Source organism: Erwinia sp. 198, assembly GCF_003937915.1.
Lineage (GTDB): Bacteria > Pseudomonadota > Gammaproteobacteria > Enterobacterales > Enterobacteriaceae > Erwinia > Erwinia aeris.
Genome location: NZ_RHUM01000002.1, coordinates 258,375 through 280,881, shown reverse-complemented (window position 1 = coordinate 280,881; position 22,507 = coordinate 258,375). Strand labels below are relative to the sequence as shown.

Here is a 22,507-nt window from a genome sequence, read left to right as displayed (position 1 = left end):
ATGATTAATTCGCTTATTTCTTTTCAGGGATTTTAAGACGTCGTTTTTTGTAGCCAGTCTTTAAAGTCTGCATAAGGAATATAAAGTGACACATCTTTCAACGGTCCGCTACCGGCCTTATGCCTTTTAATTTGATTGGTAAAACCAACTATCACGCCGCCAATTGTATCATCGCCGTTATAGACCGCGCCGCCCGACATGCCTTTCACCACGCCCGCATTGGAAGCCATCGCTACGCAGGGGCGTTTATTCCATTCATTGCGAATACCGGTCAACGCCAGGTTCACGCCGGAAGATTCCACCGGCATGGCGGTAATAAAGCTGTAGCCGTACATTTTCACCGGCGCGCCAATTTCACCTTCGCGGAATTTCGGCAGGGTTTTCAGGTCGTTTTTATGATAGATAATCGCCAGGTCGCAGTAAGGATGATAAGCCTTAACGCGCTGTACGGATAGTTTAGCCACGTGAGCGGCAGTCAGGCTGTACTCGGGCGTAATCGGGATGCTGGTACCCAGTGAACCGACGCCCAGCACGGTAGGTATGCCGGTAAAGTTCATATCGACTCGTTTAAGCGCTTCTCTGCTGTACTCATATTTACCTACAGAGCAGCCGGTCAGCGTCAGCAAAGCCAACGCCGCGAGGGGCATTATTCTTTTCATAATAGTCACACTTTGTCGGACACGTCAGTAAATCCCTGGTGAAGATTGACGACGTGCAAGGCCGATGCCGATTGAAACCGGCGTTATACAGGGAGTCGTGCTCCCCTCTGTTTTTAACTGATGGTTACTGCAAAAATAATTTACAACTTAACTAAAATTTTTATTGTGACTGTTTAACAGTTCACTATGCAGGCTCTGTTTGGCCTGAATGAATTCTACACAAACTTATTAGCGGAGCAAATAAATAAAGAGCTGAAAATAATTAAAACCGTAATTACGATGAATTAACTCAATCTAAAATGGCAATGAGCTATATTTATAGAGATAGATTTAGTTTTTGTGTCTTTCATTTGCGTTAAGTTAGCTTTAATCACTGGCTCAGCGTAGAAAAGTGGTTTTAACATCCAGGAAACATTTTGCTTAATGGATTCACCCTCTACCGCGTTGAATATTTGTGTTTAATTCGGACGGGACTCAAAAACGGCGCAGTATCGGCAGAACGCGCATTAACTTTAATTTACTTTAAAATAGCCAAATATATATCAACAATGCGATAACATTTGCCTTAAATAACGCGTTGAGGCCTTGCGTTAAATTGGCTTAGGTCAGCCGCTTTGGTAAGCGCAGGGAATGAGTGACTGGTAAGCATGTCTGTCGATATCGAACGATGCCGCCGCTTTTCAGGATGCCGCATCTTTTCCCTGGCAAACGGCCCGGTAGCGTTATCAATAGCCGATGACTTAGTGTAGAATGCGCTTCCCCTGAAAATGGGGCGGGCGTCGTGTGCATTCAGCCGCAAAAAGCCCCGCCTCCTGAGTAACGGCCCATTCATTTTATGACGCCTGGGAAGGCGACAAAGAGGCAGCGCCATGAGCGAAAAATTACAGAAAGTCTTAGCGCGCGCCGGGCATGGTTCCCGCCGCGAAATTGAAACCATGATTTCTGCCGGACGCGTTAGCGTGGACGGCAAAATGGCCACGCTGGGCGACCGCGTAGAGCCAGGTAAAGCATTAAAAATCCGTATCGACGGCCATCTGGTCTCGGTAGCGGAATCCACTAATGAAGTTTGCCGTGTGCTGGCCTATTACAAACCAGAAGGTGAACTCTGCACGCGTAACGATCCTGAAGGCCGTCCTACCGTATTCGACCGTTTACCCAAGCTGCGTGGCGCACGCTGGATCGCCGTAGGGCGTCTGGACGTCAATACCTGCGGCCTGCTGCTGTTCACGACGGATGGCGAGCTGGCTAACCGTTTGATGCACCCAAGCCGGGAAGTGGAAAGGGAATACGCCGTACGCGTGTTTGGACAGGTCGATGACGATAAGCTGAAACAGCTGAGCCGTGGCGTACAGCTGGAAGATGGCCCGGCCTCGTTTAAAACGCTGAAGTTTACCGGCGGCGAAGGCATCAACCAGTGGTATAGCGTTACGCTGACCGAAGGCCGTAACCGCGAAGTGCGTCGCCTGTGGGAATCGGTAGGCGTGCAGGTCAGTCGTCTGATCCGTACCCGCTACGGCGACATCACGCTGCCGAAAGGGCTGCCGCGCGGCGGCTGGACGGAGCTGGATCTGCCGCCGACCAACTATCTGCGTGAGCTGGTTGGGCTGCCGCCGGAAACCACCAGCAAAGTAGCGCTGGAAAAGGATCGCCGTCGTACCAAGGCCAATCAGATCCGTCGCGCCGTTAAGCGCCATACTCAGGTCAGCGGCAACCGCCGTACGACCAGCAAGCGTTAACAGAAAAGGGCGAAGCGATTCGCCCTTTTTTACTTTTTACCAGTCGATACCTTGCTGCGCCTGGATCCCTGCATCAAAAGCGTGCTTAACCGGACGCATTTCGGTCACGGTGTCCGCCAGCGCCAGCAAATCGCGATGACAGCCCCGGCCGGTAATGATAACGCTCTGCTGAGGCGGACGGGCGCGCAGCGCCGCCATGACCTCTTCCAGCGGCAGATAGTCAAAGCTCACCATATAAGTCAGCTCATCCATCACCACCAGATCCAGCGACGCATCCTGCAACATCCGTTTGCCGTGCTGCCAGACCTCAAGACAGGCGGCGGTATCGGTTTCGCGGTTCTGCGTATCCCAGGTGAAGCCGGTCGCCATCACCTGAAACTCCACGCCGTGCGGCTCCAGCAAATTGCGTTCGCCGTTAGGCCATTCGCCCTTGATAAACTGAATGACGCCTGCGCGTTTTTGATGGCCCACCGCACGGGCGACAGTGCCGAAAGCGGCCGTGGTCTTGCCTTTGCCGTTACCGGTAAACACCATCAGAATGCCGCGCGTTTCCGTCGCGGCGGCAATCCGCGCGTCAACTTTCTCCTTCAGCTTTTGCTGACGCTGCTGGTGGCGATCGTCGGCCATTATTCTGCCGCTCCCGGTTTGCGTCCCGGCTGCGCATCAAAGCTGACGCCGCTTTCCGTGCAGTCATCGCCCATGACGTAAAGGTAAGTGGGCATAATATCCGCCGGGGTTTTCAGCTTGCCTGCATTCTCCTGAGGAAAGGCGCTGGCGCGCATTTTGGTGCGGGTGCCGCCGGGGTTAATACAGTTGACGCGCAGCTGGTCGCGATACTCCTCGGCCAGCACCTGCATCATGCCTTCGGTAGCGAATTTAGAGACGGAGTAGGCGCCCCAGCCCGCGCGTCCCTGACGGCCGACGCTGGAAGAGGTGAACACCAGCGAGCCGGCCTGCGACTTCAGCAGTAGCGGCAGCAGCGCCTGGGTCAGAAAGAAAGTGGCGTTAACGTTTACGCGCATCACCTGCTGCCAGACGGCGGGATCCTGCTCGGTCATTGGCACCACGTCGCCCAGCAGGCCTGCGTTGTGCAGCACGCCGTCCAGTCTTGAAACATGACGGGAAAGCTCATCGGCCAGCTGGCGGCAGGTTTCCGGCGTGGCGCTGTCCAAATCCAGTATAAAGAAAAGCGGTGAAGGCTTGCCGACAGCGGTGATTTCATCCGCCACGCTTTGCAGCTTCTGCGCGTTGCGTCCCAGCAAAATAACCTGCGCACCGTAGCGAGCGTAGGTGACGGCAGCCTCGCGGCCAATGCCGTCGCTGGCGCCGGTGACAAGAATAATACGATCGTTGAGCAATTGACTGGTGGGTTGATAATTCATTGATGCGCCTCTGGCGGTTCTTGGTGCGGAAGGAAAACAGGGTAACGCTGCTAATCCATTGACCGCAACAGTAAACCGCCCGAATGCCTGGTCTCTGCGCAGCGCTATCTTTGCGCCCGTGACGGATCCGGGCGACGCCGGGCACCGACTCGGCTACACTAGCCACTGATCTAATTGGATGTTAAATAAGGCGGAATGCGTGGAACTACTCTCTTACTACGGACTTTTTCTGGCCAAGACGGTCACGGTGGTCGTGGCGATCGCGGCCATTGCTATTCTGATTACGCATCTGGCCATGCGTAAACGCGCTCAGGGCGGCCAGCTGCGCCTGACTCGGCTGAATGAGGCGTATCAGGAGATAAAGGATGAAATGCGCCTGGCGAGCATGAAGCCGCATGACAAAAAGCGCTGGTATAAAGAGCAGAAAAAAAAGGACAAACTGGAGGCAAAAACCGCCAAAGCCGAGGCAAAACAGGGTATTAAGCCAGCCGAAAGCAAGCCCACGCTGTATGTGATGGATTTTAAAGGCAGCATGGACGCGCACGAGGTCGCCTCGCTGCGTGAAGAGATCTCGGCGGTTATGGCCGTCGCCAGACCGCAGGATGAAGTACTGCTGCGTCTGGAAAGCCCGGGTGGCGTGGTGCACGGCTATGGGCTGGCTTCTTCCCAGCTTCAGCGGCTGCGCGATAAGAACATTCGTTTGACCGTGGCGGTGGATAAGGTGGCGGCGAGCGGCGGCTATATGATGGCCTGCGTGGCCGATCGCATCGTGGCCGCGCCGTTTTCTATCATCGGCTCGATCGGCGTGGTTGCCCAAATCCCTAACTTCAACCGCCTGCTGAAGCGTAATGAAATCGACGTGGAGCTGCATACGGCCGGAGAGTACAAGCGCACGCTAACGCTGTTTGGTGAAAATACCGAACAGGGCCGCGAAAAATTCCGCGAAGATCTCAACGAGACGCATCAGCTGTTTAAAGAGTTTGTGCATCAGATGCGCCCGACGCTGGACATCGATAGCGTGGCGACGGGCGAACACTGGTTCGGCACCCAGGCACTGGAAAAAGGCCTGGTCGACGCTATCGGTACCAGCGACGATCTGATTATCGACCAAATGCAGGCGCGGGAAGTGGTTGCGGTGCACTACGTGAAGCGCAAAAAAATGATGGATCGCTTTACGCAAAGCGCCAGCGTCAGCGTCGAACGCCTGCTGCTGCGCCTGTGGCAGCGTGGCGAGAAGCCGCTGCTGTAGTTCTGTTAGCGCCTGCCTGGCGGGCGCTATTCCTGCAGGTGATAAAGTGGCGACAGCTCCGTGGCCAGAAACTTAAAAACGTTAAACACGACCGTGCTTTTACTGCCGGGCAAGCCTTGCTCATCCAAAAAATAGTCGCCGCGAAAAACCAGCACGTCGCCTTTCTGCTCCACGTCCGTAGCGCTCAGTCCGGGAAAAAAATCTTTGTGCTCCGCGATGAGCTCGTTTGCCTTTTGCAGGAGGGCAGATTTATCAATAGCCTGGGTATGCTTCACAGAATTCTCTCCTTTATAGAGACGGCAGGTGAGCAGTATAGTACGCCGCGCCGCCGCAAAAACTCAATGCCGATGGGCGCTTGCCTGCCCACACGCTTTTTTATGACTTTCTGGCGTAAATCCGCTGTGGATGCTAATTAAGTTGCGTAACAGATTTTATCAGGTAGAGTGTGGGCGTTTCGGGTTCCGGGCGTAAAACTGGCTTTACGCTTTGTTAGTGATGCGCTTAACAGTTTGTAAAAGGTGTCGTTAATCAGTGAGTTGGCTTCCTGAGCGGGAAGCGTTAACAGGGAAAGTGCCGGATTCTGCCGTCGGCCATGAAGGTTTTAACGCGCTGGATTGCCCGCAGGCTTTCGGCACAATTTACTCTCGGATGTTTTAATCAGGTAAAGGTAAATATGGGCAAAGCTCTCGTAATAGTTGAGTCCCCGGCAAAAGCCAAAACAATCAATAAATATCTCGGAAACGACTACGTGGTGAAATCCAGCGTCGGTCATATCCGCGATTTGCCGACCAGTGGATCAACAGTTAAAAAGAGCGCTGACTCTACAACCAGTAAGACCACCAAAAAGGTGAAAAAGGACGAGAAGGCCGCGCTGGTCAGCCGGATGGGCGTCGATCCCTATCACGGCTGGGAAGCGAACTATCAGATCCTTCCCGGCAAGGAGAAAGTGGTTTCCGAGCTGAAAGCGCTGGCGCAAAATGCCGACCACATCTATCTCGCAACCGACCTTGACCGCGAAGGGGAAGCCATTGCCTGGCACCTGCGGGAAGTGATCGGCGGCGATGATTCGCGCTTCAGCCGCGTGGTGTTCAACGAAATCACCAAAAATGCTATTCGTCAGGCTTTCGACAAGCCGGGCGAACTGAATATCAATCGGGTTAATGCTCAGCAGGCGCGCCGCTTTATGGACCGCGTGGTGGGCTATATGGTTTCGCCGCTGCTGTGGAAGAAAATCGCTCGCGGACTGTCCGCAGGGCGCGTGCAGTCAGTTGCCGTGCGGCTGGTGGTAGAGCGCGAGCGCGAAATCAAAGCGTTCGTGCCGGAAGAGTATTGGGAGCTGCATGCCGATCTGAATACGCCGGAAGGCACGCTGCTGCCTATGGAAGTGACTCATCAGCACGACAAGCCTTTCCGTCCGGTTAACGGCGAGCAGACCCAGGCCGCCGTCAGCCTGCTGGAGAAAGCGCGCTATCAGGTTACCGACCGTGAAGATAAGCCGACCAGCAGCAAGCCCGGCGCGCCGTTTATTACCTCAACGCTGCAACAGGCGGCCAGTACCCGTCTGGGCTACGGCGTGAAAAAAACCATGATGATGGCGCAGCGCCTCTATGAAGCGGGCCACATTACCTATATGCGTACCGACTCGACCAATCTGAGTCAGGATGCGGTCAGCATGGCGCGCGGCTATATCGAAAACGAATTTGGCGAAAAATATTTGCCGAAGACCGCCAATGCCTATGCCAGCAAAGATAACTCACAGGAAGCGCACGAAGCGATCCGTCCTTCTGACGTCGCCGTCCTGGCCGAACAGCTGAAGGATATGGAAGCCGACGCGCAGAAGCTTTATCAGCTAATCTGGCGTCAGTTCGTTGCCTGTCAGATGATGCCGGCGCAGTATGATTCCACGACGCTGACCGTTAGCGCCGGCGAGTTCAAACTCAAGGCGAAAGGGCGTACGCTGCGCTTTGACGGCTGGACCCGCGTGATGCCTGCGCTGCGCAAAGGCGATGAAGACCGTACGCTGCCGCCGGTTGAAGTGGGGAAAGATCTGGCGCTGCAGCAGCTGAAGCCAAGCCAGCACTTTACCAAACCGCCGGCACGCTTCAGTGAAGCCTCGCTGGTACGCGAGCTGGAAAAACGCGGTATCGGTCGTCCTTCCACCTACGCCTCGATTATCTCGACCATTCAGGATCGCGGCTACGTGCGCGTGGAAAGCCGTCGATTCTATGCGGAAAAGATGGGCGAAATCGTTACCGACCGGCTGGAAGAAAACTTCCGCGAGCTGATGAACTACGACTTCACCGCGCATATGGAAAACAGCCTGGATCAGGTCGCCAACAACGAAGCGCAGTGGAAAGGCGTGCTGGATAAATTCTTCGCCGACTTCAGCCAGCAGCTGGAAAAGGCGGATAAAGATCCGGAAGAGGGCGGCATGCAGCCGAACCAGATGGTGCTGACCACCATCGATTGCCCAACCTGCGGGCGTAAGATGGGGATCCGTACCGCCAGCACCGGCGTGTTCCTCGGCTGCTCCGGCTATGCGCTGCCGCCGAAAGAGCGCTGCAAGCAAACCATCAATCTGATCCCGGAGAATGAGGTACTGAATATTCTCGAAGGCGAAGATGCGGAAACCAACGCGCTGCGCGCGCGCCGTCGCTGTGGTAAATGCGGCACGGCGATGGACAGCTACCTGATTGATAATCAGCGTAAACTGCATGTGTGCGGCAACAACCCAAGCTGCGACGGTTATGAAATCGAGCAGGGCGAATTTCGTATCAAAGGCTATGACGGGCCGATCGTAGAGTGCGAAAAGTGTGGCTCGGAGATGCACCTGAAAATGGGCCGTTTCGGCAAGTACATGGCCTGCACCAACGACGACTGTAAAAATACCCGTAAGATCCTGCGTAACGGCGACGTTGCGCCGCCAAAAGAAGATCCGGTTCCGCTGCCGGAGCTGCAGTGTGAAAAATCGGATGCTTACTTTGTACTGCGCGACGGCGCGGCAGGCGTATTCCTGGCGGCTAACACCTTCCCTAAATCCAGGGAAACGCGCGCGCCGCTGGTGGAAGAGCTGCAACGCTTCCGCGATCGTCTGCCGGAAAAGCTGCGTTATCTGGCCGATGCGCCGGTTGCCGATGATGAAGGCAACAAGACGGTAGTGCGATTCAGCCGCAAAACGAAGCAGCAGTACGTCAGTACGGAAAAAGAAGGTAAGGCTACAGGCTGGACGGCGTTCTACGTCGACGGCAAATGGGCGGTCACCGAAAAAGCGGCGAAAGCCAGCAAGAAGTAACCTGTCGGGCCGGCGTCTCAGCCGGCCCGTTTTTCTCCAGCGGCTTCTGCCCTGCTATACATTCCACCCATCTTTGATATGATTGTTATAGATATACCTTTCCTTATTATAAAATCGCATTAGGCCGACGCGCGGTGCTCTGTCAGCACAGCCCGTCGGCGCGCGGCGCCAAACTGGACGGATCAAACATGAAATTGCAGCAGCTGCGTTACATCGTTGAAGTGGTCAATCACAATCTGAACGTCTCTTCAACGGCTGAGGGGCTTTATACATCGCAACCCGGGATCAGTAAGCAAGTACGTATGCTGGAAGACGAGTTGGGTATCCAGATCTTTGCCCGCAGCGGCAAGCATTTGACGCAGGTCACGCCCGCAGGCCAGGAAATTATCCGTATTGCTCGCGAAGTGCTGTCGAAAGTCGAAGCCATCAAATCAGTAGCCGGGGAACATACCTGGCCGGATAAGGGCTCGCTGTATGTCGCTACAACGCACACGCAGGCCCGCTACGCGCTGCCCAACGTTATTAAAGGCTTTATCGAACGCTATCCTCGCGTTTCGCTGCATATGCATCAGGGCTCGCCTACGCAAATTGCAGAGGCGGTGTCTAAAGGGAACGCGGATTTTGCTATCGCTACCGAAGCGCTGCATCTTTACGACGATCTGGTCATGCTGCCTTGCTATCACTGGAATCGCGCCATCGTGGTCACGCCGGATCATCCGCTGGCAGGTAAAGAAAAAGTTTCTATCGAAGAGCTGGCCGAGTATCCGCTGGTTACCTACACCTTCGGCTTTACCGGACGTTCGGAGCTGGATACGGCGTTTAATCGGGCTGGCCTGACGCCGCGTATCGTGTTCACCGCGACGGATGCGGACGTGATTAAAACCTACGTACGTTTGGGGTTGGGCGTGGGCGTCATCGCCAGCATGGCGGTCGATCCTGTCTCGGACCCCGATCTGGTCAGAATAGAAGCTACAGACGTTTTCAGCTACAGCACCACCAAAATTGGCTTCCGTCGCAGCACCTTTTTGCGCAGTTACATGTATGATTTTATTCAGCGTTTCGCGCCGCACCTCACCCGTGACGTAGTTGATACGGCCGTGGGGCTGCGTTCGAACGAAGATATTGAAGCAATGTTTAAAGATATTAAATTACCCGCCAAATAATTTTTCGCCCCCGCATTCCTGTTCAGAGTCGCGACGCGGCTCTGCAATAATCATTGGTCCTGCCTGTTACTGCAATTGATAAAATCTCTTTATTCTTTTTGCGTAAATGCCGTCCCCATCACATGTTTTTCCAAAGTTATTCATTAAATGAGAAACAGTACACATTTTTCAGCGGGCATCTTTGCGCACCTCCAGGATGATTCTCATACTCTGATTATCAAGGCACAGCAGGGTACGAACGGCAAGGAGGTTTCAATAAATGCTGATTTATCAATGGCGCGAAAAAACAGCTATTGTTACTAAATTTGGCTTAAAGGATAATTTGTTAACATGAGTTTGGTTAAGTGCGATCAATAGATTTCATAAACTTTAATGAATACTATTAATCGTTCGGCGTAATAAAAATAGCTGGATTTCACGCCATAAAATGTTTAGGATTCCTCCTAATTTCTGATTGCTCAAAACAATCGTTTCAATGAGAGTGATTATCAAAAACTATGGCTAGCAGAATTTCTGTAGAAACCGACTTCGGTCACAAAGCTCTGAAGGTTCAGCGTAACAGCAATCTGAGACGCAAAGCCTGGTTAGCGGTATTCGCCGCATCGGCGCTGTTTTGGGGAGCTGTTGCAGTCGTGATTTGGCAGATATGGGGGTAGCGATGCACCTGCAGTATTCGGATCAAAAACCACAGCAAGCTGTTAAGTCGAAAAAAGTAGAGTGTAAAAGCAAAGCGAGAGAGAGCATCATCCCGGAAAGCTGGGGACTGAGCGAAGTGCAACGCAACTTTATTGATTTTATGTCGGATAAAAGTAATAAAGATTAAGCCTTACGCTTATATTCACTCTTTGTTTTAAACATGACAAATATAAATATTAACATTATTTAACGGACCAGCTATTTCTGGTCAGGGCACGCTGTCGGCCCAACGATGGGAAACCACCATGGCAACCCATTGATAAACGGTAAAACCTGCTCGCAAAGGCGTGAGGTTTTGAAGTAATACGTTTGGTCTTATAAGACCTGAGTGAGGGCAAAAATGAATTTAACTCAAATGACATGGTTCAGTGCCTGGACGTTTTCAGCCTTATTCTGGGCCAGCCTGCTCTGGCTGAGCATGGTCATGCACTAATAAAGCATATTTAAACAGATATTAACGACGCCTCGCTGAGCAATCAGCGGGGCGTTTTTCTTTTATGCTTCGTTGATGTTATCAAAACGTTACGGCAACTTTGTACTATCTTTAAATCAAACCCTGCTTTTATTCAGGTTATGCGAAGACAAACGAAGGAGGAGTAATGTCGTCTACCCTACGTGAAATAACAAAAGACGCGCTGGAAGTTAAAGGTCAACGTTATCACTATTACAGCCTGGCCAAAGCCGCCGGGCAGCTTGGCGATCTTTCCCGCATGCCCAAGTCCCTGAAAGTGCTGCTGGAAAATTTGCTGCGCTGGCAGGATGAAGACTCCGTAACCGATGAGGACATCCGCGCGCTTGCAGGCTGGCTGGCTCAGGCGCATGCCGATCGTGAGATCGCCTATCGGCCCGCTCGCGTGCTGATGCAGGACTTTACCGGCGTGCCCGCGGTGGTCGATCTGGCCGCTATGCGCGAAGCAGTGAAAAGGCTGGGCGGGGATGTGGCTAAAGTAAATCCGCTCTCGCCGGTCGATCTGGTTATCGACCACTCGGTCACCGTCGACCGTTTTGGCGACGACGACGCCTTTGAAGAAAACGTGCGTCTGGAGATGGAGCGTAACCATGAACGCTATGTCTTTTTACGCTGGGGGCAGAAAGCCTTTAACCGTTTTAGCGTGGTGCCGCCGGGAACCGGGATTTGCCACCAGGTCAACCTGGAATATCTCGGTCAGGCGGTATGGCATGAAACGCAGGACGGTGAGGAAGTTGCCTATCCCGACACGCTGGTTGGCACGGACTCGCACACTACCATGATTAACGCGCTGGGCGTATTGGGCTGGGGCGTGGGCGGTATCGAGGCGGAAGCCGCTATGCTGGGGCAGCCGGTTTCAATGCTTATCCCTGACGTGGTTGGCTTCAAGCTTAACGGTAAACTCAATCCGGGCATTACCGCCACGGATTTAGTGCTGACCGTCACCCAGATGCTGCGTAAACACGGCGTGGTAGGTAAATTCGTTGAATTCTATGGTGATGGCCTGGCTGAGCTGCCGCTGGCGGATCGCGCTACCATCGCCAACATGGCACCCGAATATGGCGCAACCTGCGGATTTTTCCCCCTGGACGAGGTTACGCTGGGCTATATGAAACTTACCGGACGCAGCAGCGAACAGGTGGCGCTGGTGGAAGCCTACGCCAAAGCGCAGGGGCTGTGGCGTAATCCCGGCGATGAGCCGGTATTTACCAGTTCACTGGCGCTGGATATGGCCACCGTGGAAGCGAGCGTGGCCGGGCCGAAACGGCCGCAGGATCGCGTTTCGCTGGGTGAAGTGCCGCAGGCTTTCCAGGCCAGTAACGAGCTGGAAGTCAACCAGGCGCAGAAACAGCACCAGCCGGTCAGCTATCGCGACAGCGCGACGGGCCAGGAGCATCAGCTGGAAGATGGCGCAGTAGTGATTTCAGCCATTACCTCCTGCACCAATACCTCCAACGCCAGTATCCTGATGGCGGCAGGCCTGCTGGCGAAGAATGCGGTGACGCTTGGCCTGGACCGTAAGCCGTGGGTAAAAGCGTCGCTGGCGCCGGGATCCAAAGTGGTTTCCGACTATCTGGCGGCGGCGCGACTGACGCCTTACCTGGACAAGCTGGGCTTTAACCTTGTTGGCTACGGCTGTACTACCTGTATTGGTAACTCCGGCCCGCTGCCTGACGCGATCGAGAGCGCAATTAAAAAGGGCGATCTGACGGTTGGTGCGGTGCTATCCGGTAACCGCAACTTTGAAGGCCGTATCCATCCTTATGTCAAAACCAACTGGCTCGCTTCACCGCCGTTGGTGGTGGCCTATGCGCTGGCCGGCAATATGAATATCAACCTGGAAACGGATCCGCTTGGCAACGACAAGACCGGCAAGCCGGTATATCTCAGAGATATCTGGCCGTCGCCGGAAGCGATTGCGGAAGCGGTGCAGCTGGTTTCCACCGATATGTTCCATAAAGAGTATGCAGAAGTATTTGAAGGCACGCCTGACTGGCAGGCCATCAGCGTCAGTGAAGCGGCCACCTATGACTGGGACGAAGGCTCTACCTATATTCGCCTTTCACCGTTCTTTGACGATATGGAAAAAGAGCCGAAACCGGTTGTTGATATCAAGGGTGCCAGGATCCTCGCGATGCTTGGCGACTCGGTCACTACCGACCATATTTCGCCTGCCGGTAGCATTAAAGCGGAAAGCCCGGCCGGGCGCTATCTGCTGGCTCATGGCGTCGAGCGGGGCGATTTTAACTCTTACGGCTCGCGACGCGGCAACCATGAAGTGATGATGCGCGGCACCTTCGCCAACATTCGCATCCGTAACGAAATGGTACCGGGCGTGGAAGGGGGCATGACGCGTTTTGTGCCTGGCGACGAGCAGCTGGCGATCTATGACGCGGCGATGAAATATCAGCAGCAGGGGACGCCGCTGGCGGTGATTGCCGGGAAAGAATATGGCTCCGGCTCCAGCCGCGACTGGGCGGCTAAAGGCCCACGTCTGCTGGGCGTACGCGTGGTTATTGCCGAATCCTTTGAGCGTATTCACCGTTCAAACCTGATTGGGATGGGCATACTGCCGCTGGAGTTTCCGGAAGGCGTAACGCGTAAAACGCTGGCGCTGACCGGTGACGAGCAGATCGATGTGGAAAACCTCAGTCAGCTTAAGCCCGGCGGCACGGTGAAAGTTACGCTGACCCGTGCGGACGGCAGTCAGGAAACGCTGCAAACACGCTGCCGTATCGATACCGGTAACGAGCTGACCTACTACCGCAACGACGGCATCCTGCATTACGTAATCCGTAACATGCTGGTCGAGAACTAAAACAAAAATGCCCCTGAAAAGGGGCATTTTTTTGCGCGGAAAGGGAAAATGCCGCGCGGAAAATAAAATGGTGCGCTGCCGGCTCCGGATCCGTTACTCTTTCGGCAAGAGGTGACCCATCTTCTCGGCTTTGGTATCAAGGTAGTGCGCGTTTTCAGGGTTACGCCCGACAATCAGCGGCACGCGCTCGATGATATTAATCCCCGCCTCGCTAAGGATCTCGACCTTACGCGGGTTGTTAGTCAGCAGACGCACTTCATTAACGCCCAGCAGCTTAAACATGTCCGCGCAAAGGGTAAAATCGCGCTCGTCGGCTGCAAAGCCAAGCTGGTGGTTAGCCTCAACGGTATCGTAGCCTTTATCCTGCAAGGCATAAGCGCGAATTTTATTCAGCAGACCGATATTACGGCCTTCCTGACGGTGATAAAGCAGAACGCCGCGGCCTTCTTCCGCAATGTGGTTCAGCGCCGCCTCCAGCTGGAAACCGCAGTCGCAGCGCAGGCTGAACAGAGCATCGCCCGTCAGGCACTCGGAATGCACGCGCGCCAGCACCGCCTCGCTGTTCGTTATATCGCCATAAACCAGCGCCACATGATCGTGGCCGGTTGCCAGTTCTTCAAAACCAACCATGAGGAAATCCCCCCACGGCGTGGGCAGTTTGGCTTCTGCTACCCGTTTAAGCTGCATGTGACTCTCCAGATACATCAGGGGCTGCGCTAACCTTTGCGCCGACCATTCATAATAGCTATTTTGCCACAATCGGGCGTCGGGCGGTTAACCTCTTAGAGCGATTGTTTTAATACCGCACAATTATCGCCATCTCAATCAATATGTTATTATTTTTTATCACGTTGTCATCAGAAATAAATCAATGCCTTACTGAATCGCCGGGGAAAACCATGTTTGAGATCGCCAAACGCACCACGCTGGGTGCTCTGTTGCTGCTGATTATGCCGTTCGGCGTGCTGCTGTCTGGCTGGCGCTGGCAGCCGGTGGAAACAGGGTGGGGCCATCAGCTGCTGTTCTGGCTGACCGAAACCGTAACCAGTCCCTGGGGAACCTTAACCAGCGCGATCCTTTGCGCGTGGTTCCTGTGGTGCCTGCGCTATCGCCTTAAGTCAGCGATTATTCTGTTGCTAATCGTGGTGTCGGCAATCCTGCTCGGGCAGTACACTAAGACGTTTATTAAGGATCAGGTACGCGAGCCGCGTCCTTATGTGCTGTGGCTGGAACAAAACCACGGGCTGGATGAAAAATACTTTTACGAGCAGACCCGCAAGCAGCGCAGCGTGATGGTGCGGGAAGCCATTGCGGAAGATCCTCGCCTGCCAGACTGGCTGAAGGCGCACTGGGAATTTGAAACCGGCTATGCTTTCCCTTCTGGTCATACCATGTTTGCAGCCAGCTGGGCGCTGCTGGCGATAGGGCTGTTGTGGCCTCGCCGCCGCATCGTCACGCTGTGCGTGCTGGTGGCGTGGGCGATTGGCGTGATGGCCAGTCGTCTGGTGCTGGGAATGCACTGGCCGCGCGACCTGATCACCTCGACGCTCATCAGTTGGGTGCTGGTCACGCTGGCGACCTGGCTGGTGCAGCGCTACAGCGGGCCGCTCACCGTTCCGCCGGCGGAAGAGCAGGAAATAAGCGAACGCGACGAGGCGTGATTGTGTTAGCGCCGTTTGCCCCCATAACCTGAAGATTGGGCAGGCATTTCATGCGCCCTGCGCGCATCAGGCAAGCAACAGGGCTAATTTTTTGGCATAATTCATCTGGTTATCACCAGACTATGGGACGGACTGTGAAATACTTGCTGATTTTTTTACTGGTTTTAGTGATCTTCATTATCTCTGTTACGCTTGGCGCGCATAACGATCAGGTGGTTACCTTTAACTACCTGCTGGCGCAGGGTGAATATCGCGTTTCAACGCTGCTGGCTACGCTGTTCGCCGCGGGTTTTTTAATCGGCTGGGCGATTTGCGGTCTGTTCTGGCTCCGTCTGCGCGTGGCGCTGGCTAATTCCCAGCGTAAACTGAAACGTCTCCAGCAGAAGCTGGGGCAGGCAGAAGAAGCGGCGGCTCAGCCAGCCGTTCCTGCCGTTAAGGAATAATCTCCTATGTTGGAACTGCTGTTTCTGTTGCTGCCTGTTGCCGCTGCCTATGGTTGGTATATGGGGCGCAGGAGTGCGCAGCAGGATAAGCAACAGGAAGCGAGCCGCCTGTCGCGCGATTACGTCGCCGGCGTTAATTTCCTGCTGTCCAATCAGCAGGATAAAGCGGTCGATCTCTTTCTGGATATGCTGAAGGAAGACAGCGGCACGGTAGAGGCGCATCTTACGTTGGGCAACCTGTTTCGCTCGCGTGGCGAGGTCGACCGGGCCATCCGCATTCATCAGGCCCTGATGGAAAGCGCTTCGCTCACCTACGATCAGCGGCTGCTGGCCGTGCAGCAGCTGGGCCGCGACTATATGGCCGCGGGTTTTTACGATCGGGCGGAAGAAATGTTCAGCCAGCTGACCGATGAGACGGATTTCCGCGTCGGCGCGCTGCAGCAGCTCCTGCTTATCCATCAGGCAACCAGCGACTGGCCAAAAGCCATTGAGGTGGCCGAACGGCTGGTAAAGCTGGGCAAAGAAAAGCAGCGTCTGGAAATTGCGCATTTCTATTGCGAGCTGGCGCTTCAGGCGATGGGTAGCGACGATCTGGATCGCGCCATGGCGCTGCTGAAAAAAGGCGAATCCGCCGACAGGCAAAGCGCCCGCGTCTCGATCATGATGGGCCGTATCCACATGGCAAAAGGCGACCATGCAAAAGCGGTTGAGTTTTTACAGCGCGTGATAGAACAGGATAAAGAGCTGGTCAGCGAAACGCTGGCGATGCTGGAAACCTGCTATCAGCAGCTGCAACAGCCCAACGCCTGGGCAGAGTACCTGAAACGCTGCGTCGAGGAAAATACCGGCGCGGCTGCCGAGCTTTACCTCTCTGACGTCATTGAAAAAGACGAGGGCGGCGAAGTGGCGCAGATCTATATTAATCGCCAGCTGCAGCGCCATCCAACCATGCGTGTTTTCCATCGCCTGATGGATTACCATCTGCACGAGGCGGAAGACGGCAGGGCAAAAGAGAGCCTGATGGTGCTGCGGGATATGGTCGGCGAACAGATCCGCACCAAGCCGCGCTATCGCTGCCACAAGTGCGGCTTTACCGCGCATGCGCTTTACTGGCACTGTCCTTCCTGTCGAGCCTGGTCCTCGGTGAAACCGATCCGCGGTCTGGACGGGCAATAAACCGGCCAGCGGCTCCTGTTGTGGAGCGCTGGCTATTTTAATCGGCCGCAAGTAGTTACAACATACTAAAGATAAACTGCACATCAGGGTTTCAGCAGCAGTGAAAGCCGCATGGTCAGGCAGGAGAAAAGGGAAAACTTAGCGCTAAACTGTGAATTTAACGACGTCGCAGGTAGAATGCTTGCCGTTTATCTCCTGCACCCTGCGGTGCGCTATTTCAGAGGGTTTCAACATGCAATCATCTCACGGTTCCCGGATCCTGGTGGCGCTGGACTACGCCAATCACGCCAGCGCCATGGCCTTTGTTGACCGTATCGATCCGCGCAGCTGCCGCCTGAAAGTCGGCAAAGAGATGTTTACGCTGTTTGGCCCCCAGCTGGTGCGGGATTTACAGCAGCGCGGCTTTGAGGTGTTTCTGGACCTGAAATTCCACGACATCCCCAATACCACCGCCCATGCCGTGGCGGCGGCGGCCGATCTGGGTGTCTGGATGGTTAACGTCCACGCCAGCGGCGGCGCGCGGATGATGACGGCCGCTCGCGAGGCGCTAAAACCATTTGGTAAAGACGCGCCGTTGCTGATTGCCGTGACCGTACTGACCAGTATGGAAGCGGAGGATCTGCGCGGGATTGGCATCGAGCTTTCGCCGGCGGAGCATGCTGAAAGGCTGGCACGGCTCACGCAGCAGTGTGGTCTGGACGGCGTGGTATGCTCAGCACAGGAAGCGGCCAACTTTAAACAAGCGCTGGGCAGCGATTTTAAACTGGTCACGCCGGGCATTCGTCCTGCGGGCAGCGAGGCGGGCGATCAGCGGCGCATTATGACGCCGCAACAGGCGCTACAGGCCGGGGTAGATTATATGGTGATTGGTCGTCCCGTCACCCAGGCCGCCGATCCGGCTGCTGCGCTGAATAACATCATCGCTTCACTTCAGGAGGTATAATGGCCGATAACAACAGCCGTCTGGTCTATTCCACCGCAACCGGACGCATCGATGAACCCAAAACGGCGGTGCAGCGGCCAAAAGGCGACGGCATCGTGCGCATACAGCGGCAAACCAGCGGCCGTAAAGGCAAGGGCGTATGTCTGATCGCGGGCGTCGATCTGGCGGATCCCGAACTGGAAAAGCTGGCGGCCGAGCTGAAGAAAAAATGCGGCTGCGGCGGATCGGTGAAAGAGGGCGTGATTGAAATTCAGGGCGACAAGCGCGATCTGCTGAAAACGCTGCTGGAAGCTAAAGGGCTGAAAGTGAAGCTGGCGGGCGGCTGAAACAAAAAGGCCGCGTTTTGTCGCGGCCTTGAGCTTTTTTTACTTAACGGCCAGCCGTTAGCGGCTGATCTGATGACCGATGATCCCGCCTACAGCGGCACCGCCAACGGTGCCCAGACCGCTACCGTTAGAAAGAATAGACCCGCCGATAGCGCCCGCGCCCGCGCCGATAGCGGTATTGCGATCGCGTTTCGACCAGTTTGAGCATCCGCTTAAGGAAAGCACCAGAGTGGCGGCCAGCAGGCCAGCGGTAATACGTTTAATTGTTACTGACATAGTCACTTCTCCATCATTGCTGCTGCAGGAATAACGCTATAAGTATAGAGGTTTACCTTGCCTTTTGGCCCGGACACCCCCGTTTCTTAGCGATTTATCTCACGTAAATAAAACATTGCCATCATATATCACGTTGTTCTTACCTTACTCGTGAAGCAACACTTACACATTTGTTAAGTTTCAGACTTATTTCTGTAAAGGTATTGCTGGCACGTATTCTAAGCATAGACGATCGTCTTTACAGGTAAAAAATCTTAATTTCCCACGGTTTTTAGCGTCACCCAGCTAATTTCTGCCACGCATCCAGCGATTGCCTCCATACCCTGATGGCAGGCCAGCGAGGACAATGTAGAAAAAAGCGGGAGAAACCAAATGCTGGAAGAACTGAAACAACAGGTGCTGGAAGCTAATCTGGCGCTGCCTCGCCACGGTCTGGTGGTGTTCACCTGGGGTAACGTAAGCGCGGTCGATCGTGAGCAGGGCCTGATAGTGATTAAACCTTCCGGGGTCAGCTATGAGGCGATGAAGCGCGAAGATATGGTCGTGGTCGATCTGCACAGCGGCGAGGTGCGCGAAGGCAGTATGCGGCCTTCTTCCGATACCGACACGCATCGCGCACTCTATCTGGCCTGGCCTGAGGTAGGCAGCATTGTCCATACGCATTCCCGCCACGCCACCATTTGGGCGCAGGCGGGCAGAGAGATCCCCGCCTGGGGCACCACCCACGCCGATGATTTTTACGGTGCTATCCCCTGTAGTCGCCAGATGACGCCGGAAGAAATCGGCTCCCGCTATGAGTGGGAAACGGGGCAGGTGATCGTCGAAACTTTCCGTGAAAAAGATCTGGATCCGCTGGCGGTGCCGGCCGTTCTGGTCAATTCCCACGGCCCGTTTTGCTGGGGAAAAACGCCGGAAAAAGCCGTACATTCGGCGGTAGTGCTGGAAGAAGTCGCCTATATGGGTATTTACAGCCAGCTGTTAACGCCTTCGCTGCCCGCCATTCAGCAGCCGCTGCTGGACTGCCATTATTTACGCAAGCACGGCAGCAATGCCTGGTATGGTCAGATAAAATAAATTAATCAGAAAACATAACGTTATTTCCCTCCATCGGTTATTGTCGAAAAAACTGTCTGTTATTAACGCCTCGCTGGCTTTCAGGCCAGCGGGGTAAAAATAATTTACCTTTAAAATCAAACGAAAGTACAGCCGTCTCGTACTCTGCATTACGCTTGGAGCGCGCTTAAGCGCACCCATAAACAGAGGATGAGAATATGACCGTAATTAATCAGACCACCTGCCGGCTGTTTAGCGAAGCTGGACAAACCACTCAGCTTTCCGCCTACTACGAAGAAGGACGACGCACGTTATGGATGATGCTACGCGCGCAGCCGCGCCCCAGCTTTAACCATGAGCTTATCGAAGAGATAATGAACCTCAGCTATGCCGCGCAGCGTTCCGGTTTGCCCATCGACTTTTGGGTAACCGGCTCGCTGGTGCCGACGATGTTTAACGCGGGAGGCGACCTTGGATTTTTTGTTGAATGCATTAAAAACGGGCGTCGAGAAGCGCTGCGGGCCTACGCGCGCGCCTGCGTGGACTGCATTCACGCGGCGGCGCGCGGATTTGATACCGGTGCGGTGACCATCGCCATGATCGAGGGCAGCGCGCTGGGCGGCGGCTTTGAGGCCGCGCTGGCGCACCACTTTATCCTGGCGCAGGACACGGCGCGCATGGGCTTCCCGGAAATTGCGTTCAACCTGTTTCCGGGCATGGGCGGCTATTCGCTGGTGGCCCGGCGTTCGGGCATGAAGCTGGCGGAAGAGCTGATCTGCGAAGGAGAGTCGCATTCAGCGGAATGGTTTGAAACGCGAGGGTTGGTTGATCGCCTGTTCCAGCCGGGCGAAGGCTACCAGACTACCCGCACCTTTATCGACACGATGAAACCGAAACTCAACGGCGTCAGAGCGATGTTAAGGGCGCGTCAGCGAGTATTGCAGCTGACGCGGGCAGAGCTGATGGATATCACCGAAGATTGGGTGGAATTTGCCTTCTCTATCGAACCCAAGGATATAGCCTATATGGAAAGGCTGGTACAGCTGCAAAACCGCCACAGCGCGCAGGTTATGCGTAAGGCGGGTTAAGCACCGGCGTAACGTTTCGCCAGCCATTGCTCCAGCGCGTCTGCGGGCATAGGCCTGGCGTATAAAAATCCCTGGCGAGCGTCCACACCGCTCGCCATTATAAATGTCTCTTCCTCTGTCGTTTCGATGCCTTCCGCGATAACCTGCAAATTTAACGCCTTAGCGACCGCGACAATCGCTCGCACCAGCGATTGTGATACCGGCTGACTGTTAACGCCGCGAATAAAGCTCTGATCCAGCTTGATGGCGTTAATCGGCACGCGCGCCAGCTGCGAAAGGGAAGAGTAACCGGTCCCGAAATCGTCCAGATGCACTTCTGCTCCCAGCGCCTGGAATTGATTCATCAGCGTCAACGCCTGCTGCTCGTTTTCAATCAGGCAGCTTTCGGTCAGCTCAATATCCAGCGGGCAGCTCGCCAGGTTCGCCTTGCCCAGCGCACGCTTCAGATCGATATAGATGCTTTCATCAAGCAGCTGGCGCGGCGAGACGTTAACGGCCACGCGCAGATTAATGCCTTTTTTGCGCCAGGTGAGGATCTGTTCAAGCGCGGTCAGCATAACCCAGCGGCCCAGCGGCACGATTAGCCCCGACTCTTCGGCATAGGAGATAAAGTCCGCCGGCGAAACCAGCCCGCGTTCCGGCGACACCCAGCGCACCAGCGCCTCTACGCTGTGCACTTCACCGGCCCGATCCAGCTTGGGCTGATAATGAATAATCAGCTGATCCTGCTCCAGAGCCTTGCGAAGATTGGTATCCAGCCAGAGGTATTCAAATACGCGCTGATTCATTTCAGCTGCAAAAATGCAGGACTTGCCGCGCCCGTTCTCTTTTGCCGTATACATAGCCGTATCCGCGTTGCGGATCAGGCTCTCGCGATCCTCGCCATGCTGCGGACTCAGCGCGATGCCGATAGAGCAGCCGGAATAAACTTCAATCAGCCCGATGCGGAAGGGCTGTTTGAGCCTGTCAAGAATGCGCGTAGCCATCGCTTCCAGCTCTTGCTGCGTCGCGCCGACCGCCAGCACCAGGAATTCGTCGCCGCCCAGGCGCGCCAGCGTCTGGTTTTTTGCCAGGCAGCTTAAAATAGCCAGCGACACCGCTTTTAACAGCTGGTCGCCGAACATATGGCCGTAGGCGTCGTTCACCTTCTTAAAATTATCCAGGTCGAGATAGACGATACCGATCTGCTGCTGCACCTCTTCCGCCAGCGCTTCCGTGATAGCGTTATTGATCGCATTACGATTAGGCAGGCCGGTAATGCCGTCGGTGTTCGCCAGTACCCGCAGGCGCTCCTGCGCCCGACGCTCTTCGGTAATATCGGTGCCGGAGCAGATCAGGAAGATTTCATTTTTTCCGCTGCCGCTGTGGACAAACTTGTTTCGGAAAAGAAATAAACGTTGTCCCTGACGGGTTTTCACCCATCTTTCCACTTCGTAAGAGTTGCCGTCGCGGAAAAAACCGCTGATGTTGCGGCGTGACGAGGCGGCCTCCTGGCGAGTCATAAACAGCTGAAAGACGTTGCGGCCGATAACTTCCTGTTCTTTCAGCCCGGTATACTCTTCGCTTTTGCGGTTAAAGCGCTGAATATTGCCGCGCTGGTCAAGGATGACGATCACCGAGTTGGCCTCCGACACCACCTGTTCGGCGAACGAAAGGCCCAGCGCCAGATCGCGCGCCACGCTTGCGGTATCGCCCCAGGCGGAAGCGCTGCCCGCCCATTCAGTCTGGTTAACGCGGCGGCCAACCAGATGCATGGAAAGCGGTTCGCCATACAGCGACACCGTCAGGTTCACGCTGGAGGTGATCACGGTCATCGCGCGCAGCAGGCTTGCCTGCGTAGGCGTTAAGGGGATAACGACGTGCGTATCGGCCGATTCATCCTCTGCAAATAAAAGCGCATCGCTGTCGGACTTTAAACGCCAATGAGGGCTGTTAGTACCAAACCAGGTATAAAGTAGTGATTGCCCTTGCTCATCGGTCATCAGATTTCTCCCTGGAGGATGCAATACAGGCTGTATCTTATTATTTTAGCAACAGTATTCGGCAAACAGGATAATCACAAGCGCAATGTTTAAGA

21 protein-coding genes are annotated in these 22,507 nt (G+C 54.8%); 14 read left to right on the top strand and 7 right to left on the bottom strand.

Annotated elements, in window-relative coordinates; genetic code table 11:
- Positions 1-32: 32 nt before the first annotated feature.
- Positions 33-659, bottom strand: a complete 627-nt coding sequence (locus EGK14_RS03755) for a serine protease (RefSeq protein WP_158616023.1) — start codon at positions 657-659, stop codon at positions 33-35.
- An 869-nt stretch (positions 660-1,528) separates the two neighbouring features.
- Between EGK14_RS03755 and rluB the strand changes: the two genes are divergently transcribed.
- The gene (rluB, locus tag EGK14_RS03750; protein ID WP_125287719.1) at positions 1,529-2,395 is read left to right on the top strand and encodes a 23S rRNA pseudouridine(2605) synthase RluB; all 867 of its coding nucleotides are present in this window, start codon (positions 1,529-1,531) and stop codon (positions 2,393-2,395) included.
- 36 nt (positions 2,396-2,431) lie between these two features.
- Here the strand turns inward: rluB and cobO are convergent, their stop codons facing one another.
- Positions 2,432-3,022, bottom strand: a complete 591-nt coding sequence (gene cobO, locus EGK14_RS03745) for a cob(I)yrinic acid a,c-diamide adenosyltransferase (protein ID WP_125287718.1) — start codon at positions 3,020-3,022, stop codon at positions 2,432-2,434.
- On the bottom strand, positions 3,022-3,777 hold the full coding sequence (locus EGK14_RS03740; RefSeq protein WP_125287717.1) for a YciK family oxidoreductase: 756 nt from the start codon (positions 3,775-3,777) through the stop codon (positions 3,022-3,024). The genes cobO and EGK14_RS03740 overlap by 1 nt, the downstream gene beginning before the upstream one ends.
- A 199-nt stretch (positions 3,778-3,976) precedes the next feature.
- Here EGK14_RS03740 and sohB point away from each other — a divergent pair, with 199 nt between their 5' ends.
- Positions 3,977-5,026, top strand: a complete 1,050-nt coding sequence (sohB, locus tag EGK14_RS03735; RefSeq protein ID WP_125287716.1) for a protease SohB — start codon at positions 3,977-3,979, stop codon at positions 5,024-5,026.
- A gap of 26 nt (positions 5,027-5,052) precedes the next feature.
- On the opposite strand, the gene EGK14_RS03730 is transcribed toward sohB, so the two are convergent.
- A complete protein-coding gene (locus tag EGK14_RS03730) occupies positions 5,053-5,301 on the bottom strand; it encodes a DUF2498 family protein (protein ID WP_125287715.1) in 249 nt (82 codons plus the stop codon).
- Between the two features lie 398 nt (positions 5,302-5,699).
- Here EGK14_RS03730 and topA point away from each other — a divergent pair, with 398 nt between their 5' ends.
- The 5 genes from topA (at position 5,700) to acnA (ending at position 13,464) form a co-directional block, all read left to right on the top strand.
- The gene (gene topA / locus EGK14_RS03725; RefSeq protein WP_125287714.1) at positions 5,700-8,318 is read left to right on the top strand and encodes a type I DNA topoisomerase; all 2,619 of its coding nucleotides are present in this window, start codon (positions 5,700-5,702) and stop codon (positions 8,316-8,318) included.
- 188 nt (positions 8,319-8,506) lie between these two features.
- On the top strand, positions 8,507-9,481 hold the full coding sequence (cysB, locus tag EGK14_RS03720) for an HTH-type transcriptional regulator CysB (protein ID WP_125287713.1): 975 nt from the start codon (positions 8,507-8,509) through the stop codon (positions 9,479-9,481).
- Between the two features lie 497 nt (positions 9,482-9,978).
- A complete protein-coding gene (locus EGK14_RS03715; RefSeq protein WP_125287712.1) occupies positions 9,979-10,137 on the top strand; it encodes a YmiA family putative membrane protein in 159 nt (52 codons plus the stop codon).
- 2 nt (positions 10,138-10,139) lie between these two features.
- On the top strand, positions 10,140-10,304 hold the full coding sequence (locus tag EGK14_RS21225; protein WP_158616022.1) for a hypothetical protein: 165 nt from the start codon (positions 10,140-10,142) through the stop codon (positions 10,302-10,304).
- Positions 10,305-10,776: 472 nt separating this feature from the next.
- Positions 10,777-13,464 carry an aconitate hydratase AcnA gene (acnA, locus tag EGK14_RS03710; protein WP_125287711.1) on the top strand — a complete coding sequence of 896 codons (2,688 nt, stop codon included), beginning with the start codon at positions 10,777-10,779 and terminating at the stop codon, positions 13,462-13,464.
- A gap of 93 nt (positions 13,465-13,557) precedes the next feature.
- On the opposite strand, the gene ribA is transcribed toward acnA, so the two are convergent.
- The gene (gene ribA, locus EGK14_RS03705; protein ID WP_125287710.1) at positions 13,558-14,151 is read right to left on the bottom strand and encodes a GTP cyclohydrolase II; all 594 of its coding nucleotides are present in this window, start codon (positions 14,149-14,151) and stop codon (positions 13,558-13,560) included.
- Between the two features lie 212 nt (positions 14,152-14,363).
- Between ribA and pgpB the strand changes: the two genes are divergently transcribed.
- The 5 genes from pgpB (at position 14,364) to yciH (ending at position 18,013) form a co-directional block, all read left to right on the top strand.
- Positions 14,364-15,125, top strand: a complete 762-nt coding sequence (pgpB, locus tag EGK14_RS03700; RefSeq protein WP_125287709.1) for a phosphatidylglycerophosphatase B — start codon at positions 14,364-14,366, stop codon at positions 15,123-15,125.
- 134 nt (positions 15,126-15,259) lie between these two features.
- Positions 15,260-15,568: a LapA family protein gene (locus EGK14_RS03695; protein WP_125287708.1), complete on the top strand. Its 309-nt coding sequence runs from the start codon at positions 15,260-15,262 to the stop codon at positions 15,566-15,568.
- 6 nt (positions 15,569-15,574) lie between these two features.
- Positions 15,575-16,744 (top strand): lipopolysaccharide assembly protein LapB, encoded by a 1,170-nt coding sequence (gene lapB, locus EGK14_RS03690; protein WP_125287707.1) that lies wholly within the window; start codon positions 15,575-15,577, stop codon positions 16,742-16,744.
- 181 nt (positions 16,745-16,925) lie between these two features.
- Positions 16,926-17,687: an orotidine-5'-phosphate decarboxylase gene (gene pyrF, locus EGK14_RS03685; RefSeq protein ID WP_370255957.1), complete on the top strand. Its 762-nt coding sequence runs from the start codon at positions 16,926-16,928 to the stop codon at positions 17,685-17,687.
- Positions 17,687-18,013 carry a stress response translation initiation inhibitor YciH gene (gene yciH, locus EGK14_RS03680; RefSeq protein ID WP_125287705.1) on the top strand — a complete coding sequence of 109 codons (327 nt, stop codon included), beginning with the start codon at positions 17,687-17,689 and terminating at the stop codon, positions 18,011-18,013. Before pyrF ends, yciH begins: the two co-directional genes overlap by 1 nt.
- Positions 18,014-18,070: 57 nt before the next feature.
- Here yciH and osmB read toward each other — a convergent pair whose 3' ends face one another.
- Positions 18,071-18,289, bottom strand: coding sequence for an osmotically-inducible lipoprotein OsmB (gene osmB / locus EGK14_RS03675; protein ID WP_125287704.1), 219 nt, complete (start codon positions 18,287-18,289; stop codon positions 18,071-18,073).
- A 372-nt stretch (positions 18,290-18,661) separates the two neighbouring features.
- Between osmB and EGK14_RS03670 the strand changes: the two genes are divergently transcribed.
- Both EGK14_RS03670 and EGK14_RS03665 read left to right on the top strand, forming a co-directional pair.
- Positions 18,662-19,363 (top strand): L-ribulose-5-phosphate 4-epimerase, encoded by a 702-nt coding sequence (locus EGK14_RS03670; RefSeq protein ID WP_125287703.1) that lies wholly within the window; start codon positions 18,662-18,664, stop codon positions 19,361-19,363.
- Positions 19,364-19,560: 197 nt separating this feature from the next.
- A complete protein-coding gene (locus EGK14_RS03665) occupies positions 19,561-20,430 on the top strand; it encodes a crotonase/enoyl-CoA hydratase family protein (protein WP_125287702.1) in 870 nt (289 codons plus the stop codon).
- Here the strand turns inward: EGK14_RS03665 and pdeR are convergent.
- Positions 20,427-22,412: a cyclic di-GMP phosphodiesterase gene (gene pdeR / locus EGK14_RS03660; RefSeq protein WP_125287701.1), complete on the bottom strand. Its 1,986-nt coding sequence runs from the start codon at positions 22,410-22,412 to the stop codon at positions 20,427-20,429. The two genes, EGK14_RS03665 and pdeR, sit on opposite strands and share 4 nt — an antisense overlap.
- Between the last annotated feature and the right edge of the window lie 95 nt (positions 22,413-22,507).

What these genes read in the sequence shown, in the direction of transcription:
- cobO (WP_125287718.1), bottom strand. Translation starts at nt 3,022, where the DNA reads ATGGCCGACGATCGCCACCAGCAGCGTCAGCAAAAGCTGAAGGAGAAA.
- lapB (WP_125287707.1), top strand. Translation starts at nt 15,575, where the DNA reads ATGTTGGAACTGCTGTTTCTGTTGCTGCCTGTTGCCGCTGCCTATGGT.
- yciH (WP_125287705.1), top strand. Translation starts at nt 17,687, where the DNA reads ATGGCCGATAACAACAGCCGTCTGGTCTATTCCACCGCAACCGGACGC.
- osmB (WP_125287704.1), bottom strand. Translation starts at nt 18,289, where the DNA reads ATGTCAGTAACAATTAAACGTATTACCGCTGGCCTGCTGGCCGCCACT.
- pgpB (WP_125287709.1), top strand. Translation starts at nt 14,364, where the DNA reads ATGTTTGAGATCGCCAAACGCACCACGCTGGGTGCTCTGTTGCTGCTG.
- topA (WP_125287714.1), top strand. Translation starts at nt 5,700, where the DNA reads ATGGGCAAAGCTCTCGTAATAGTTGAGTCCCCGGCAAAAGCCAAAACA.
- cysB (WP_125287713.1), top strand. Translation starts at nt 8,507, where the DNA reads ATGAAATTGCAGCAGCTGCGTTACATCGTTGAAGTGGTCAATCACAAT.
- EGK14_RS03715 (WP_125287712.1), top strand. Translation starts at nt 9,979, where the DNA reads ATGGCTAGCAGAATTTCTGTAGAAACCGACTTCGGTCACAAAGCTCTG.
- EGK14_RS21225 (WP_158616022.1), top strand. Translation starts at nt 10,140, where the DNA reads ATGCACCTGCAGTATTCGGATCAAAAACCACAGCAAGCTGTTAAGTCG.
- ribA (WP_125287710.1), bottom strand. Translation starts at nt 14,151, where the DNA reads ATGCAGCTTAAACGGGTAGCAGAAGCCAAACTGCCCACGCCGTGGGGG.
- EGK14_RS03755 (WP_158616023.1), bottom strand. Translation starts at nt 659, where the DNA reads ATGAAAAGAATAATGCCCCTCGCGGCGTTGGCTTTGCTGACGCTGACC.
- EGK14_RS03740 (WP_125287717.1), bottom strand. Translation starts at nt 3,777, where the DNA reads ATGAATTATCAACCCACCAGTCAATTGCTCAACGATCGTATTATTCTT.
- acnA (WP_125287711.1), top strand. Translation starts at nt 10,777, where the DNA reads ATGTCGTCTACCCTACGTGAAATAACAAAAGACGCGCTGGAAGTTAAA.
- EGK14_RS03670 (WP_125287703.1), top strand. Translation starts at nt 18,662, where the DNA reads ATGCTGGAAGAACTGAAACAACAGGTGCTGGAAGCTAATCTGGCGCTG.
- rluB (WP_125287719.1), top strand. Translation starts at nt 1,529, where the DNA reads ATGAGCGAAAAATTACAGAAAGTCTTAGCGCGCGCCGGGCATGGTTCC.
- EGK14_RS03665 (WP_125287702.1), top strand. Translation starts at nt 19,561, where the DNA reads ATGACCGTAATTAATCAGACCACCTGCCGGCTGTTTAGCGAAGCTGGA.
- pdeR (WP_125287701.1), bottom strand. Translation starts at nt 22,412, where the DNA reads ATGACCGATGAGCAAGGGCAATCACTACTTTATACCTGGTTTGGTACT.